Here is a 15,561-nt window from a genome sequence, read left to right on the forward strand (position 1 = left end):
CGCGACCGTCGTCGCACCGCCCTCGGCCGCTCATCCGCCGGAGCGGATCGAGCCCCGGATCACTCCGGGTCGCGCTCCCCGCGCCGCTTCGGCAGCTCGGGGTCGGAGACGCCGCCGGGAGCCGCGCCCTCGGCCGCGCTGCGGTCGGCGTCGGCCCGTCCGGGCAGGCCGATCGCCCCGGTGCTCGGCTCGATCGCCGAAGCGGAGCGGCGTCCGTGCACCTTGGGCGGCGCGGCGGGCTGCTGCGCGGGGGCGCCGCCCATCGTCGTACCCGTGGTCTCCGCCGGTTCCGTCGCGTCGACGGGTGCCTCCGCGCCCGAGTCGTCCGCCGGCTCGATCACGTCGATCGCCGCCGTGTAGGTCTCCACGAGCGCCTCGTCGACCTTCGGCTCGACCCAGGCGAGGTCGTCCTGCGAGTGGTCGTACTTGACGGCGGCCAGGGCGAAGTCGTCGCCGTGCTCCTCGAGGCCGACGCGCACCGAGTGGCGCACCGCGCGCTCCGCGTAGGCGTCGCGCATGATGAGCGGATCGCTGCGCAGGTCCTTCGTGAAGGCGATCATCATGAAGGCCATGATGATCGCGAACGGCAGCGCGGCGACGATCGTCACGTTCTGCAGGGCCTGCAGTCCGCCGCCCTCCTCGCCGCCGGCGACGAGCAGCACCGCCGCGATCGCGCCGACCAGGGTGCCCCAGACGATGGTGACCCAGCGCGACGGATCGGGCTTGCCCTGCTGCGAGAGCGTGCCCATCACGAGCGAGGCGGAGTCCGCCCCGGTGACGAAGAAGATCGCCACCAGCACCGCCGCGATGACCGTGGTGATGCCGGCGAGCGGCAGATCGGCGAGCACGTTGAAGAGCACCTCCTCGGAGGGGCTCACGGGCAGGTTCGCGCCGTTCATCTGGTCGTCGATCGCGGTCGTGCCGAAGATGGCGAACCACAGGAACGAGACCGCCGACGGCACGATGACGACGACCGAGACGAACTGGCGCAGGGTGCGTCCGCGCGAGACCTTCGCGATGAACATGCCGACGAAGGGGGACCAGCTGATCCACCAGGCCCAGTAGAAGATCGTCCAGGCCGACAGGAACGCCTGCGCCTCCTCGCCCTGCGACCCCGAGCGGGCGATCATCTGCGGCAGGTCGCCGACGAACTGCGCCGCGACGGAGGGGATGACCTGCAGGATCAGCATGGTCGGACCCACGAAGAAGACGAACAGGGCGAGCAGCATCGCGACCGCGGCGTTGATGTTCGACAGCGCGCGGATGCCGCGGGAGACGCCCGAGACCGCCGAGATGATGAACGCGATCGTCAGCACGGTGATGACGCCGATGAGCAGCCCGTTGCCGACCGGTCCGACACCGGCGATGATCTCGACGCCGTGGCCGATCTGCAGCGCGCCGAGACCGAGCGACGCGGCGGTGCCGAAGAGGGTGACGATGATGGCGAAGATGTCGATCGTCTTGCCGATCGGGCCGCTGGTGCGGTGCTCGCCGAGCAGCGGGGCGAAGATCGACGAGATCAGCGGCAGACGTCCACGACGGTACGCGCCGTACGCGATCGCGCCACCGATGAGCGCGTAGAAGGCCCACGCCTGCGGGCCCCAGTGGTAGAGCACCTGCGTGAGCGCGGTGTGCATCGCCTCGACCGTGCCGGCCTCGGCGCTGCCGGGCGGCGGCGACTCGAAGAAGGTGAGCGGCTCGGCGGCGCCCCAGAAGACGAGCCCGATGCCCATGCCGGCGGCGAAGAGCATCGAGATCCACGAGAACATCGAGAACTCGGGCTTCTCGTCGTCGGTGCCGAGGCGGATGCGCCCGAAGCGACCGAAGCCGACCCAGAGCATGAAGACGAGCACCACGGTCGCGATCGAGGTGAAGAACCACCCCGTGTAGGTGATGACCCAGTCGAGCGCGCCGCTGGCGAAGGACGCCAGGCTGTCGCCGGCGACGATGCCCCAGGTGATGAAGCCGACGGTGAAGAGGAGCGCCACGGTGAACACGACGCGGTCGGTGCGGAAGACCCGGTTGGTTTGCTCCACGCCGAGACCGGGGATCAGCGCGGGGTGGATACCGTCGGGCGCGGGGTCGACGAGCTCCTTGGCGATGCGCCGGGCGCCCTTACCGGCGCGGTTCGCGGGGTGGCGCTTCGGTGGTGGGCCGTCCGGGGCGGGACTCTGGGTCTTCTCGGGTTCGTCCATAACCTCCAATCGTGCCGATGCGCCTCGAACGGGGCCAATCCCTGCACACCTTCCCACCTCGCGTCCATGTTCGACGAGCGGATGCGGGCAGCGCCCGCCCGCATCTGCTCGCTACGCTGCGGGGATGCGCGAACCGGCCGAGACCACCGTGCTGGGCTTCCACCGGGACGTCGTGCGCGAGGGCATGCTCGCCGCGATCGAACTGCGCGGTGGCGACGTCGCCCCCGTGCTGGAGGCGCTGGAGGACCTCGGTCTGCTCGATGCGGCGCGGCACCTGCGCGCCGTCGTCGCCGAGCTGGAACGGCAGGACCCGGAGAACCGGCCCGTCATCGACATCGCCGCCGAGGACGGGTATCTGCTCGACGAGGCGACGATCACCGACGCCGACCGCTAACCGTCGCGGCGCTTGCGCATCGACGCGAGCGGCCTCGCCATGCGGTGGTTCTCGGCGAGGCGCTCCTCGTGCCGCTCGAGGAAGGCCCAGTAGGCGTCGGTGAACGGGGAGTCCTTCGCCGCCTGCGCGTTCGGCCACCAGCGTCCCATCCGCTGCAGGTAGGCACCGCCGGAGACGTAGGGCTTCGTGCCGACGAGTCCGCCGTCGGCGTACTGGCTCATGCCCATGACGTTCGGCACCATGACCCACTCGTAGGCGTCGACGAACAGCGCGAGGAACCAGTCGTTGACCGAGCGCGGCGCGTAGCCGCTCAGCAGGAACCAGTTGCCGAGCACCATGAGCCGCTCGATGTGGTGCGCGTAGCCGTGCCGGTGCACGCGCTCGAGCACGGTGCGCACCGGCACCGGCAGGTCGTCGGGCACGCCGTCGAGGTCGTACCACCAGGGCTCCAGCTCGCGTTCCAACTCCAGCTCGTTGACCGATTCCAGGAACGGATGCGCCCGGTACATGCCGCGCATGTACTCGCGCCAGCCGATCACCTGCCGGACGAAGCCCTCGACCGAGTTGATCGGCGCGTCCTCGGCGTCGAGCACCGCCTCGAGCACCTCGTCGACGGTCACGAGGCCGATGTTGAGCATCGGCGTGAGCACGGAGTGGAACAGGTGGGGCTCGTCGGCGGCCATCGCGTCCTCGTAGCGGCCGAAGTCGCCGAGCCGCTCGGCGACGAACACCCGCAGCCAGTCGCGGGCGTCGGCCGGGGTCACCGGCAGGTTGAAGTCGCGGGCGTCGCCGGGGTGGTCGGCGAAGCGCGCGGCGACCTCGTCGATGACCGCCGCCGTGATCGCATCCGGCTCGAGCTCGGGCAGCGGCGGCACGTCGAGGCCGCCCTTCGGCAGCGGCTCGCGGTTGTCGTGGTCGAAGTTCCACTGCCCGCCGGCCGGCCGCTCGCCGTGCATGAGGATGCCGGTGCGGCGGCGCTGCCAGCGGTAGAAGTCCTCCATGATCGGCGTCGGATGCTCGGCGAACCACGCGTCGGCGAGCTCCGCCGGCGTGAGGAACAGGGCGTCGCGGTAGACCTTGGAGCGGATGCCGAGGCGCTCGCAGAGGCGCCGCATCCGCTCGTCGACCCCACGATCGGTCGCGCTCATCCAGGCGAGGCCGTCGATGCCGTGCTCGCGCACGAGGTGCTCGACGCCGGCGGCGAAGCCGAGCTCCTCGTCGAGTCGCACGACGCGCACCGTGCGGCCGTCGGCGTCGAGTCTCGCGACGAGCTGGCGCAGGCCGGCCAGCAGCAGCACGATCTTGTGCTGGTGGTACGGCAGCTTCTCGAAGCGGGCGGCGGACTCGACGACGAGGATCTCGTCGATATCGGGGTCGTCGAGCGCGGGGTGCCGCTCGAAGAGCTGCGTGGCCAGGATGAGGGCGGCGTTCGTCATGCACGCCGCCGCTCGCGGGCGGCCGCCGACCGGCAGGCGCGCGAGCAGTAGCGCACGGCGTCCCACTGCTCGCGGCCGTCCCAGCGCTTGCGGTTCTCGAAGGGGCGGCCGCAGTGGGCGCAGGGCTTCGACTCGCGGGGCGTGCGGACCATGCCTCCATGCTGCGCGGCATCACCCGCGGCGCTCGCAGCGGCGGGCTCGCGCCCAGGAAGGCGTGAGCCCGGACGCACCGTGGCTCCTCCGCCGACGCCCCGTCCGGCTGACGCGAAGTTCACACGATCGCAACACGGCGTGACCTGTTCGGGGGTCACCGTCGATAGGGTCGGAGGACGCCCCGCGGCGGCCCCGACGGCCGCCGTCACGATCGTGAGGACATCGATGCCCGCTCGCTCCGCCACCCGTCCGCTCATCGCCCTGGGGGCCGGAGCCCTGCTGGTGGCCGGCCTCGCAGCCCCGGCGCAGGCCGCCCCGTCGCCGAGGCTCGAGACGACCGGAGCCGATGTCGAAGAGCAGCGCCTGCCCCTCGTCCGGCCGCGGGACTCGGAGCCCTTCTCGCAGCGGATGATCGACGGGACCGGGCTCGCCGGCACGGTCGACGGCTTCGCCGCGGCGCTCGCCGCGGCCGAGCCGGCGTCGGTCGACGAGCTCGTGCGCAGCACCGGTCGGGAGCTCTGGAGCGGTGCGCTCGAGCACGCGCAGGATGCGGATGCGGCGATCCGCTACGAGGACCGCGGGCTCTACTGGGCCCGCCTCGCGCTGCGCGAGGACCTCAAGGCCTGGGCCGCCTCCGGCGGCGTCGACCAGCAGCGGCTCACGGACCTGCTGCAGGTGCTCGAGGAGGCCTCCCGCGGCCTCGACGAGCTCGGCTTCGACGCCGACCCGGGCGTCACCAAGGTGATGATCAGCGGCTTCGACCCGTTCCAGCTCGACGACCTGCTCGAGCGGTCCAACCCGTCCGGCGCCGCCGCGCTGTCGCTCTCCGGCCGGATCATCGAGACGGATGCGGGGCCGGTGCAGATCCAGGCCGTCGTGCTGCCGGTCACGTGGTCGCGCTTCGACGGCGGCATCGTCGAGGACGCCTACGGCCCGCAGCTGCAAGCCGGCGACGCCGCCCCGCAGATGGCCATGACGATCAGCCAGGGCCGCAGCGGCTACGACATCGAGCGCTGGGCGAGCATCTGGCGCGGCGGCTTCGCCGACAACCTGAACGAGGAGTTCGAAGGCGAGGCGCCCGACGCCCCCGGTTGGCCGCAGACCGTCGACGGGGCGCAGTTCATCGAGACCACGCTGCCGGCGGATGCGATGCTCGCGGCGGGCACGGGGCCGTTCGCCGTGCAGCTCAACCACGGGCACGCCTACTCGTTCGCCGAGGACCGCACTCCGTTCGTCGAGGTCGGCACCACCGACACCACCCCGCCGCCGGCCGGCGCCTTCGCCGTCTCGGGCGGCGGCGGCGACTACCTCTCCAACGAGAGCATGTACCGCGTGAACCGCCTGCGTGTCGGCCTCGGCCTCGACGAGGTCGCGGGCGGCCACCTGCACGTGCCCGTGCTCGACTACATGGATCTCGCGGCGAACCGCGCCACCAACGTCGAGCAGACGCAGCAGCTGATCCTCGCGGCCGCGGCGGCGCTGACGCCCGGCGACGACGAGGCGGCGCCGGCGCCCGTGCCCGCGCCCTCGAGCGGGCAGCCCGCCGCACCGGCCGAAGCCTCGGGCGAATCGCTGCCGGCCGTGGGAGCGGCCACCGCGCCGCTGCTCGCCGCCAGCGCGGCGATGCTGCTGGCCGGTGCCGCGCTGCTCCTGCGCCGCCGACGGGCCTGATCGGAGCGGGCCGGGCGCTGCGGCGTCCGGCCCGCGCGGCGGCTCAGCCGATCCGCCCCAGCTCCTCGCCGGCGCGCACCGTCGCACCCGCATCCGCCGTCCGGGTCAGCGTGCCGCCCGCAGCGGCGGTGACCGGGCTCTCCATCTTCATCGCCTCGAGCACGAGCAGCGTCTCGCCCTCGGCGACCTGCGCGCCGTCCTCGACGAGCCAGCGCGCCAGCACGCCCGGGAAGGGCGCGAGCACGGCCCCTGGTGCGATCGCAGCCGATGCGGGCGCGGCCGGCGCTGTCCCCGTCGCCGCCCCGAGGGCGAGCCCCGCGGGCAGGCCGAGGCGCACGCGGCGTCCGTCGATCTCGATCCAGGTGCGCTCGAGCTGCGGCTCCGCCGGGAAGGACGCGGGCTGCGGCTCGGCGGCCCAGTCCATCTCGGTCTCGATCCAGCGCGTGTGCACCGCCAGCGCATCCGCTCCCGCGAAGGCGGGGTCGTCGACGACGGCGCGATGGAACGGCAGCACGGTGGGCACGCCGTCGATGCGCAGCTCGGCGAGCGCGCGGCGGCTGCGGGCGAGCGCGGTCGCGCGGTCGGGACCCCAGACGACGAGCTTGGCGATGAGCGAGTCGAAGGCGTCGGGCACGACGGTGCCGTCGGTGACGCCCGCGTCGACCCGCACGCCGGGGCCCGACGGCGCGTGGAAGCGCTCGACGAGGCCGGGGGAGGGCAGGAAGCCGCGGCCCGGGTCCTCGGCGTTGATGCGGAACTCGATGGCATGGCCGTGCGGCGCGCGCACGAGGTCGGGGTCGAGGGCCTCGCCCTCGGCGATGCGCAGCTGCCAGGCGACCAGGTCGAGGCCGCTCGTCTCCTCGGTGACCGGGTGCTCGACCTGCAGGCGGGTGTTCACCTCGAGGAACGACAGCTCGCCGTCGGGGCCGAGCAGGAACTCGACCGTGCCGGCGCCGACGTAGCCGGCCTCGCGGCAGATGTCCGCGGCGGCGCCGAGCAGGCGGTCCCGCTGCGCGTCGGTGAGGAACGGCGCGGGTGCCTCCTCGACCAGCTTCTGGTTGCGGCGCTGCAGCGAGCAGTCGCGGGTGCCGAGCGCGAGCACGGTGCCGTGCGCATCCGCCAGCACCTGCACCTCGACGTGGCGGGGGCGGTCGAGGAAGCGCTCGACGAAGCACTCGGGCCGGCCGAAGGCCTGCTGGGCCTCGCGCCGGGCCTCGTCGAAGCGCTCGGCGACCTCCTCGGCGCGCCAGGCGACGCGCATGCCGCGGCCCCCGCCGCCGTGCGCCGCCTTGATCGCGACCGGCAGGCCGTGCTCCGCGGCGAAGGCCTCCGCCTCCGCCGCCGAGTCGACCGGGCCGGGGGTGCCGGCGACGAAGGGGGCGCCGACCCGCTCGGCGATGCGGCGCGCGCTGACCTTGTCGCCGAGCGCCTCGATGGCCTCCGGCGACGGGCCGATCCACACGAGGCCGGCGGCCTGCACGGCGCGGGCGAACTCGGCGCTCTCGGAGCGGAAGCCGTAGCCGGGGTGCACCCCGTCGGCACCGGCGGCGACGGCCGCGGCGACGAGCTTGTCGATGTCGAGGTACGTCTCGGTGCCCGTCGTGCCCTCGAGGGCGACGGCCTCGTCGGCGAGGCGCACGTGCGGCGCGTCCGCGTCCTGGTCGGCGTAGACGGCGATCGCGGTGCGGCCGGTGTCGGCGCAGGCGCGCGCGATGCGCACGGCGATCTCGCCGCGGTTGGCGATGAGGATGCGCTGCATGAGCGTCCTTCCGGTGGTGGTGCGGGTGGGGTGCCGCTCAGCGCGGCGGGGGATCGATGACGAAGCGGATGCGCGTGCCCGGCCGGGCCTGCGCGAGCGAGGCCAGCGCGACCTCGCGCACGACCGCGACGATCGGGTAGCCGCCGGTGCTGGGATGGTCGGCCAGGAAGATCATCGGCTGGCCGGATGGCGGCACCTGCACGGAGCCGGTCGCGGCCCCCTCGCTCGGCAGCTCGCCGTCCACGGCGCGCGACAGCGGCTCGGCGCCCTCGAGCCGCAGCCCGACGCGGTCGGCGAGCGGCGTGATCGTCCAGGGCTGCTCGACGAGACGCTCGAGCGAGGCGGTGTCGAACCAGTCGTCGCGCGGGCCGAGCAGGACGGGTACGCGCAGCTCCTCGTCGGGGTCGGCGGGCCACGGCTCGGGACCCGCAGTGCAGCCGACGGGCTCCGCGCCGACGGGCAGCGCGTCGCCCGCCACGACCGGGTCGGGGCCGAGGCCTGCGAGGGTGTCGGTGGCGCGGCTGCCGAGCACGGCGGGCACGCCGATGCCGCCGCGCAGGGCGAGCACCGCGAGCCGGCCGGCGGCGGGCTCGCCCAGCTCGAGCACGTCATCGTCGTCGAGTGCGACGGCGCGCTGGTCGAGCACCTCGCGCCGCCGCTCGCCGCGCAGCACCGCGATGGGCAGGCGGGCGCCGGTGACGGCCACGACCAGCGGGCCGCGGGCCCGAAGGCGCACGCCGCCCAGGGGGATCTCGAGCACGGCCGCGCCGGGCGGGTTGCCGACAAGGCGGTTCGCGAGCCGCATGGCCGGTCCGTCGAGCGCGCCGCTGGCGGCGACGCCGAGCGCCTCGAGGCCGGGGCGGCCCGCATCCTGCACGAGGGTGCGCAGGCCGGGGCGCTCGACGACGAGCGCCGGGCCGTCCTGCTGCAGGGGCGCGGCGACCGGAGCGGCGGCCCGCAGGGGTTCGTCGCGGGCCGGCACGAAGCGCACCCGGTCGCCGGGGCGGATGGCGGCGGGCGCCTCGCGGGCCGCATCCCACATCCGCAGCGGGGTGCGCCCGATCAGCTGCCAGCCGCCGGGGCTCTCGCGCGGGTAGACGCCGCTCCAGCGGCCGGCGAGCGCGACCGAGCCGGCCGGGATGCGGGTGCGCGGGGTACTGCGCCGCGGCACGTCGAAGACGGGGTCGCCGTCCACCAGGTACACGAAGCCGGGCGCGAAGCCGGCGAAGCCCGCCGTCCAGTCGGTGCCGCTGTGGCGGCGGGCGAGCGCCTCGGGGCTCATGCCGAGCAGCTCGGCCATCTCGGCGAGGTCCTCGCCGTCGTAGACGGTGGGCACCTCGACGACGGCGCCGTCGGCGCGGTCGACGGGCGCAGCGCTCACTGCATCGAGGCGCTCCAGCAGCTCGCCGCGTCGGATGCGGCGCGGGTCGAAGCCGACGAGCAGCGTGCGTGCGGCGGGCAGCAGCTGCTCCAGGCCCGGCATCTGCAGCGCCTCCAGGCGGGCGTGCAGGCCGAGCGCGGCGGCGAGGTCGGGCAGCTCCACGAGCACGGCGCGGTCGCCGGCGGGCAGCACGCGCCGCGCGGCCGCCACCGGGACGTCCATCAGCGCGCCGCGAACGGAGCGAGCTGCACGCCCGCCGCCACCAGCCGCTCGCGCACCGCCAGGGCCATCGCCTCGGCGCTGGGGCTGTCGCCGTGCACGCAGATCGAGTCGGCCTCGAAGCGGATCACCGAGCCGTCGACGGCGACCAGCTCGCCGGTCTCGACGAGGCGCAGCATCCGCTCGGCCACCGTGTCCGCGTCGTGCAGCACGCTGCCCGACTCGCGGCGCGAGACGAGTCGGCCCTCGGGCGTGTAGGCGCGGTCGGCGAACGCCTCGCGCGCCGTGGGCAGGCCGGCCTCCTCGGCGAGCCGCAGCACGACGCTGCCCGGCAGGCCGAGCAGCGTCAGCGTCGGATCGACCTCGCGCACGGCGCGCACGACGTCGGCGGCCTGCCGCTCGTCGTGGGCGATGCGGTTGTAGAGCGCGCCGTGCGGCTTGACGTACGAGACGCGCCCGCCGACCGAGGCGGCCAGCGCCTGCAGCGCCCCGATCTGGTAGATCACGTCGGGCACCAGGTCGTCGCTGGCGACGTCGAGGTCGCGGCGGCCGAAGCCGGCCAGGTCACGGTAGCCGACGTGCGCGCCGATCGCGACGCCGCGCTCGGCGGCGATCGCGGCGGTCGAGCGGATGGCGCGGGGATCGCCGGCATGGAAGCCGCAGGCGATGTTGGCGCTCGACACGATGCGGAGCATGGCCGCGTCGTCGCCGAGCGTCCACCGTCCGAAGCCCTCGCCGATGTCGCTGTTGAGGTCGATGGCGGTCATGTGCGCCCCTCCTGTCGTGGGTGGTCGATCAGCCGAGCACCAGGCTGAAGATCGGGCGGATGGAGAGGGCGCCCATGTAGAAGCTCAGCAGCGTGGCCAGCGTCCCGATGATCAGCAGCCACTTCGGGTAGCGGTAGGTGCCGAGCAGGTCCTTGCGGAACCACCCGATGAACATGAAGATCGCCAGCCCGATGGGCAGCACGAGGCCGTTGAAGCCGCCCACGAAGACCAGGATGTTCGCGGGGCGGCGCCCCAGACCAGGAACAGCGCGAGCGAGACCGCGATGAAGCCGATGGTGATGAAGTTGCGGCCGCGCTGCTGGATGTCGCGGAAGAACACGGCGAAGAACGAGCTCGACGTGTACGCGGCGCCGATGACGCTGGTGATGGCGGCGGCCCAGAACACCACGCCGAAGACGCGGAAGCCGATGTCGCCGGCGGCGGCCTGGAAGGCCTGCGCGCCGGGGTTGCCGGCCGTGTCGAGCGCCACGCCGCTCGCGACGACGCCCAGCACGGCGAGGAAGAGCACGTAGCGCATGAGGCCGGTGACGAGGATGCCGTTCATGGCCGCGCGGTTGACCTCGCGCACGTTCTCGGGCCCGGTCGTGCCCGAGTCGAGCAGCTTGTGGGCGCCGGAGTAGGTGATGTAGCCGCCGACCGTGCCGCCGACGATGGTGGTGATGGCTGCGAAGTCGAGCACGTCGGGCAGGACCGTCTGCCGCAGCGCGTCGCCGACCGGCGGTGCCGAGACGACCGCCACGTAGACCGTGAGGGCGATCATCACGAGGCCCAGCACGATGAGCACCTTGTCGACGATCGGGCCGGCCTTGCGGGCGAGGAAGATCGCGATGGCGATCACGGCGCTGATCGCGCCGCCGAGGTTCGGATCGAGGCCGAAGAGCACCTGCAGCCCGAGGCCGGCACCGGCGATGTTGCCGATGTTGAAGGCCAGGCCGCCGACCACGATGAGCACGGTGAGCACGTATCCGGCGCCCGGGATCGCCTTGTTGGCGAGGTGCGGCGCGAACATGCCCGTGATGGTGACCATGCGCCAGACATTGAGCTGGATCGCGAAGTCGATGAGCACCGAGACGAGGATGCCGAAGGCGAAGGCCGCGCCGAGCTGCGCCGTGAAGGTGGCGGTCTGGGTGATGAAACCGGGTCCGATGGCGCTCGTGGCCATCATGAAGATGGCGCCGATGAGGGCGGAACGGCGCTTGCGGGCGTAGGCCTTCGTGCGCTCGGCGACGGTCAGCGAGTCGTCGGCGGGGTCGGGGGTGGTGCTCGGTACGGATGCGTCGTGCTCGGCCACCGGGGCTCCTCGAGGTCGACGACCCGTCCCGTGACGGCGGCACCGGCTTCGCGAGTCGTTCAACGATCCACGCTAGATCGTTCACATGTCAACCATGTTTCGTCCGCGGGTCGGTCCGTCGAGCGCTCCTAGGATGAGCGCATGAGCCCGCGCCCCGCCGAGTCCGACGGCGCCGACCTGGTGGAGCGCACGGCGCTCGCGATCCGCGACCTGCTCATCGACGGGCGCCTGCGGCCCGGTCAGCAGCTCGTCGAGCCCGCCCTCGCCGCCGCCCTCGGCGTCTCCAGGAACACGCTGCGCGAGTCGTTCCGCATCCTCATGCACGAGGGCCTGCTGCTGCGGCACCCCAATCGCGGCGTCTTCGTGCACGCGCCCGATGTCGCCGAGATCCTCGACATCTACCGGGTGCGGCGCATCATCGAGGAGCAGGCGGTGCGCGGGGCCGCCCCGAAGCACCCGGGTCTCGCCGCGGTGCGAGCGGCCGTCGGGCAGGCCGTGCGCCTGCGCGACGCCGGCGACTGGAACGGCGTCGGCACCGAGAACATGCGCTTCCACGCCGCTCTCGTCGCGCTCGCCGACAGCCCCCGGCTCGCCGAGCTCTTCGCGCGGCTGCAGGCGGAGCTGCGCCTGGCCTTCGTCACCCTCGACAGCCCCGAGTACCTGCACGACCCCTTCGTCGACGAGAACCGGCGCATCGTCGCGCTGCTCGACGATGGGCGCATGGGCGAGGCCGCCGATGCGCTCGACGCCTACTTCACGCGTTCCGAGCGCACGGTGCTCGCCGCGATCGAGCGGGGGCGCGCGACGCGACCGCGCTGATCGACGCCGAGGCGCTCCGGGAGGAGTAGCGTTCCGGCAACGACGGGAGGCCCCAATGCGAGCAGCGGATGCGGCGGACACCCTGGGTGCGGACGGCCGCTTCTCCGACCCCTCTGGCGCGTCGACGTCGCCCTCACCGATCTCGAGCGCGAGCTGCTGCGCACCTGGCACGTGCGCCGACTCGCCTTCATCGCGCACGCCGGCGCCGCCTCGATCACCACGACGCAGCGCTACTCGCGCCTCGAGCACTCGCTCGGGGTGCTCGCGCTCGTGGCGCACTTCGCGCCCGACGATCATGCCGCCCGGGCCGCGGCGCTGCTGCACGACGTGGGGCACCTCGCGTTCAGCCACAGCGTCGAGGGGTTCGCGGGGCTGAACCATCACGCGATCGGCCGGGCACGCATCCGCTCGCTCGATCCGGTGCTGCGCGAGCACGGCCTCGACGCCGAGACCGTCATCGCGATCGACGAGGGTCGCGTTCCGTCGCCGCTGTTCGCCGTCGCCGGCGGGCTCAAGCTCGACCACCTCGACTCCTTCCTGCGCAGCGGCCAGGCGCACGGCCGCACGGTCTCGCCGCCGTGGGAGCTGCTGCGTCGCCTGCGCCTGCGCGGCGGCACGGTCGATGCGGATGCGGCCACCGCCGCCGAGCTCATCGACCTCATCGTCGGCGAGGCGCGCGGTCACCGCGCGAGCGCGAACGTCGCGGCCGTGGCGGTGCTGCGCAGCCTCGTCGCCGAGCTGCTGGCGGATGCGTCCGGCGAACTGCTCGACCGCTTCGCCGCGTGGACCGACGACGAGCTGTGGGCGGCGCTGCTCGCCGACCCGCGCACGGCGGAGCGCACCCGGGCGTTCCGGCGCAGCCCCGACGCCTGGCGCGCGCTGCTGCGACCGGCGGATGCGGTGCCCGGCCCCGCGCAGATCGAGCACGTCATCGCACGCGGCTACCTCGACCTGCCGATGGTCGACGGCGAGCTGCGCGGCAGCGCGGAGGTGCTCGAGCTGCGCGCCGGGCTGCCGCTGCGGTACCTCGTCGAGCCGTACTGAGCGTCTGCTCGCGAGCCGTGCCGAGCATCCGCTGTGTTCGCTTGTGCGCAATCAGATTGTGTGCGACCGTTTGTGCATGCCCGTGACCGACGACATGGTGTGCTTCAGCCTCTACGCCGCCACCCGCGCGACGACGCAGGCGTACCGCGCCCTGCTCGAGCCGTGGGGGCTCACCTACCCGCAGTACCTCGTGCTCGCCGTGCTCTGGAACGACGGCGATCAGAGCGTCAAGACCCTCGGCGAGCGACTGCAGCTCGACTCCGGCACCCTGTCGCCGCTGCTGCGGCGCATGGACGAGGCCGGACTCGTGACGCGGGCTCGCCGGGCGGACGACGAGCGGGTCGTCACCGTCGCCCTCGGCGACCTCGGCCGCGATCTGCGCGGCGAGCTCGCGCACATCCCCGCGCGCATCGCAGCGGGCACCGGGCTCGACGGGCCCGAGGCGGCGGAGTCGCTCATCCGCACCCTGCAGGAGCTCACGCGCACCATGCAGGCGACGGCGGCCGCCGCGACCGCGCAGCCGACCCGGGAGGGTGCGGCCGCGACCTGACGCGGCCCGCCGCATCCGCTCGCCCGCTCGGGCGGGCCATGAACCGCGCCGCCCACCCCTCGGGTGGCGTCGACCGAAGGAGGAACATCCATGGACGTGCTCTACACCGCCGAAGCGCTCTCGACCGGCTCGGGTCGCGACGGCCACGTCGCCACGGGCGACGGCATCATCGACCTGGACATGGCCGTGCCGAAGGAGATGGGCGGCTCCGGCGCCGGGGCCAACCCCGAGCAGCTGTTCGCCGCGGGCTACGCGGCCTGCTTCCACTCCGCGCTGCACGCCGTGGCGCGCCAGTCGAAGGCGAACCTCGAGGGCTCGAGCGTCGGCGGCCGCGTGCAGATCGGCCCGAACGGCGAGGGAGGCTTCCAGCTGGCCGTGCTGCTCGAGGTCGTGATCCCCGAGCTGCCGCACGACGAGGCGCAGAAGCTGGCCGACGCCGCGCACCAGGTGTGCCCGTACTCGAACGCGACGCGCGGCAACATCGACGTCACGATCACGGTCTCGGACGACTGATGCGCGCCGTCATCCAGGATGTCTTCGGCGAGCCGCAGGACGTGCTCGCCACCCGCGAGATCGAGCGCCCCGAGCCCGGCGCCGGCCAGGTGCGCCTGCGCGTGCTGCTCTCGCCGATCCACAACCACGACCTCTGGACCGCCCGCGGCACCTACGGGTTCAAGCCCGAGCTGCCCGCGCAGGCCGGTACCGAGGCGGTCGCCGTGATCGATGCGCTCGGCGAGGGCGTCGAGGGCCTCGAGCTCGGGCAGCGGGTCGCCACCGGCGGCAGCTTCGGCGCCTGGGCCGAGTTCGTCGTCACCCCGGCCGCGGGGCTCATCCCCGTGCCCGACGCGCTGCCCGACGAGGCCGCCGCCCAGCTCGTGGCCATGCCGTTCAGCGCCATCAGCCTGCTCGACTCGCTCGGGCTCGAGGCCGGCGACTGGCTCGTGCAGAACGCCGCCAACGGTGCGGTCGGCCGCATGGTCGCCCAGCTCGGCGCCGCCCGCGGCATCAACGTGCTCGGCCTCGTGCGCCGCGCCGAGGGCGTCGAGGAGCTGCGCGAGCAGGGCATCGAGCGCGTCGTCGCGACGGATGCCGAGGACTGGCGCGACCGGGTCGCCGAGATCACCGGCGGTGCCCCCATCCGCGTCGGCATCGAGTCGGTCGGCGGACGCTCCGCCGGCGACGTGCTCTCGCTGCTCGCGGAGGGCGGCGAGCTCGTCGCCTTCGGCGCCATGGCCGCGCCGATCATGGAGATCGCCTCGGGCGACGTCATCTTCAAGCAGGCCACCGTGCGGGGCTTCTGGGGCAGCAAGGTCAGTGCGGCGATCGGCCCCGACGACAAGCGCCGCCTCTTCGGCGAGCTGCTGCAGCGCATCGGCTCCGGCGAGCTGACCCTGCCGGTCTCGGCGATCTTCCCCCTCGAGCGGGTCGCCGAGGCGTCTGCGGCCAGCCTCACCGCCGGTCGCGTGGGCAAGGTGCTGCTCAAGCCGTAAACGGGGCGCCCTGCGGGGCGTCCGCCCCGAGTGCGGGAGCGGATGCGACGACGTGCCTGGCGTGCGCGAGGCACGACGTCGCGTCCGCTCCCGCTCCTCGGGGTCGGGCCGGGGCGCGACCCTCAGCTTCGCCGCGGCGAGCGGATGCAGGATGGACGCATCCGTCCGCCCCTCCCGAGAGCGCAGCCATGAGCACCCCCGACCCCAGCCCCGCCCCCGATCAGGACCGCGTGCCCGAGACCGGCATCGACAACGGGCAGGACCTCTCGACCCGCAGCGGCAGCAGCCCGCTGCCGATCCTGCTCGGCGGCCTCGGCGTGGTCGTGGCGATCGTGCTGAGCTTGATCGGCCTGTCGCTGAGCCGCTGAGCGC

The 15,561-nt window shown here is 73.6% G+C and carries 16 protein-coding genes; 8 read left to right on the top strand and 8 right to left on the bottom strand.

Annotation, left to right across the window (positions count from 1 at the left end):
- Positions 1-59: 59 nt before the first annotated feature.
- Positions 60-2,195: a BCCT family transporter gene (locus tag QQK26_RS13480; protein ID WP_284233644.1), complete on the bottom strand. Its 2,136-nt coding sequence runs from the start codon at positions 2,193-2,195 to the stop codon at positions 60-62.
- Positions 2,196-2,319: 124 nt separating this feature from the next.
- Here QQK26_RS13480 and QQK26_RS13485 point away from each other — a divergent pair, with 124 nt between their 5' ends.
- The gene (locus QQK26_RS13485; RefSeq protein ID WP_284233646.1) at positions 2,320-2,589 is read left to right on the top strand and encodes a death domain-containing protein; all 270 of its coding nucleotides are present in this window, start codon (positions 2,320-2,322) and stop codon (positions 2,587-2,589) included.
- Here the strand turns inward: QQK26_RS13485 and QQK26_RS13490 are convergent.
- Together QQK26_RS13490 and QQK26_RS13495 are read right to left on the bottom strand one after the other, a co-directional pair.
- On the bottom strand, positions 2,586-4,025 hold the full coding sequence (locus QQK26_RS13490; RefSeq protein WP_284233648.1) for a cryptochrome/photolyase family protein: 1,440 nt from the start codon (positions 4,023-4,025) through the stop codon (positions 2,586-2,588). The genes QQK26_RS13485 and QQK26_RS13490 overlap by 4 nt on opposite strands.
- Positions 4,022-4,177 carry a DUF2256 domain-containing protein gene (locus QQK26_RS13495; protein ID WP_284233650.1) on the bottom strand — a complete coding sequence of 52 codons (156 nt, stop codon included), beginning with the start codon at positions 4,175-4,177 and terminating at the stop codon, positions 4,022-4,024. Before QQK26_RS13495 ends, QQK26_RS13490 begins: the two co-directional genes overlap by 4 nt.
- Before the next feature lie 226 nt (positions 4,178-4,403).
- On the opposite strand from QQK26_RS13495, the gene QQK26_RS13500 reads away from it, so the two are divergent.
- Positions 4,404-5,849, top strand: a complete 1,446-nt coding sequence (locus tag QQK26_RS13500; RefSeq protein ID WP_284233652.1) for a hypothetical protein — start codon at positions 4,404-4,406, stop codon at positions 5,847-5,849.
- 43 nt (positions 5,850-5,892) lie between these two features.
- On the opposite strand, the gene QQK26_RS13505 is transcribed toward QQK26_RS13500, so the two are convergent.
- From QQK26_RS13505 to QQK26_RS13525, 5 genes are read right to left on the bottom strand one after another with little or no spacing between them, the layout of a single operon-like run.
- Complete coding sequence (locus QQK26_RS13505; protein ID WP_284233653.1) at positions 5,893-7,608, bottom strand: acetyl/propionyl/methylcrotonyl-CoA carboxylase subunit alpha; 1,716 nt, start codon at positions 7,606-7,608, stop codon at positions 5,893-5,895.
- Positions 7,609-7,645: 37 nt separating this feature from the next.
- The gene (locus QQK26_RS13510; protein ID WP_284233655.1) at positions 7,646-9,211 is read right to left on the bottom strand and encodes a 5-oxoprolinase subunit B/C family protein; all 1,566 of its coding nucleotides are present in this window, start codon (positions 9,209-9,211) and stop codon (positions 7,646-7,648) included.
- Positions 9,211-9,975, bottom strand: coding sequence for a LamB/YcsF family protein (locus tag QQK26_RS13515; RefSeq protein ID WP_284233657.1), 765 nt, complete (start codon positions 9,973-9,975; stop codon positions 9,211-9,213). Before QQK26_RS13515 ends, QQK26_RS13510 begins: the two co-directional genes overlap by 1 nt.
- 28 nt (positions 9,976-10,003) lie before the next feature.
- Positions 10,004-10,150 (bottom strand): hypothetical protein, encoded by a 147-nt coding sequence (locus tag QQK26_RS13520; protein WP_284233659.1) that lies wholly within the window; start codon positions 10,148-10,150, stop codon positions 10,004-10,006.
- Positions 10,087-11,286, bottom strand: a complete 1,200-nt coding sequence (locus QQK26_RS13525) for an NRAMP family divalent metal transporter (RefSeq protein WP_284233661.1) — start codon at positions 11,284-11,286, stop codon at positions 10,087-10,089. The genes QQK26_RS13520 and QQK26_RS13525 overlap by 64 nt, the downstream gene beginning before the upstream one ends.
- Positions 11,287-11,427: 141 nt before the next feature.
- On the opposite strand from QQK26_RS13525, the gene QQK26_RS13530 reads away from it, so the two are divergent.
- The 6 genes from QQK26_RS13530 (at position 11,428) to QQK26_RS13555 (ending at position 15,557) form a co-directional block, all read left to right on the top strand.
- Positions 11,428-12,105 carry a GntR family transcriptional regulator gene (locus QQK26_RS13530; RefSeq protein ID WP_284233663.1) on the top strand — a complete coding sequence of 226 codons (678 nt, stop codon included), beginning with the start codon at positions 11,428-11,430 and terminating at the stop codon, positions 12,103-12,105.
- A gap of 171 nt (positions 12,106-12,276) precedes the next feature.
- The gene (locus QQK26_RS13535) at positions 12,277-13,149 is read left to right on the top strand and encodes an HD domain-containing protein (protein WP_284233666.1); all 873 of its coding nucleotides are present in this window, start codon (positions 12,277-12,279) and stop codon (positions 13,147-13,149) included.
- Between the two features lie 76 nt (positions 13,150-13,225).
- Positions 13,226-13,699 (top strand): MarR family winged helix-turn-helix transcriptional regulator, encoded by a 474-nt coding sequence (locus tag QQK26_RS13540; RefSeq protein WP_284233668.1) that lies wholly within the window; start codon positions 13,226-13,228, stop codon positions 13,697-13,699.
- A 90-nt stretch (positions 13,700-13,789) separates the two neighbouring features.
- On the top strand, positions 13,790-14,212 hold the full coding sequence (locus tag QQK26_RS13545) for an organic hydroperoxide resistance protein (protein WP_284233670.1): 423 nt from the start codon (positions 13,790-13,792) through the stop codon (positions 14,210-14,212).
- Positions 14,212-15,189, top strand: a complete 978-nt coding sequence (locus tag QQK26_RS13550) for a zinc-binding dehydrogenase (protein ID WP_284233672.1) — start codon at positions 14,212-14,214, stop codon at positions 15,187-15,189. The genes QQK26_RS13545 and QQK26_RS13550 overlap by 1 nt, the downstream gene beginning before the upstream one ends.
- A gap of 188 nt (positions 15,190-15,377) precedes the next feature.
- A complete protein-coding gene (locus QQK26_RS13555) occupies positions 15,378-15,557 on the top strand; it encodes a hypothetical protein (RefSeq protein WP_284233674.1) in 180 nt (59 codons plus the stop codon).
- Positions 15,558-15,561: the final 4 nt, after the last annotated feature.

Source organism: Arenivirga flava, assembly GCF_030161575.1.
GTDB lineage: Bacteria > Actinomycetota > Actinomycetes > Actinomycetales > Microbacteriaceae > Arenivirga > Arenivirga flava.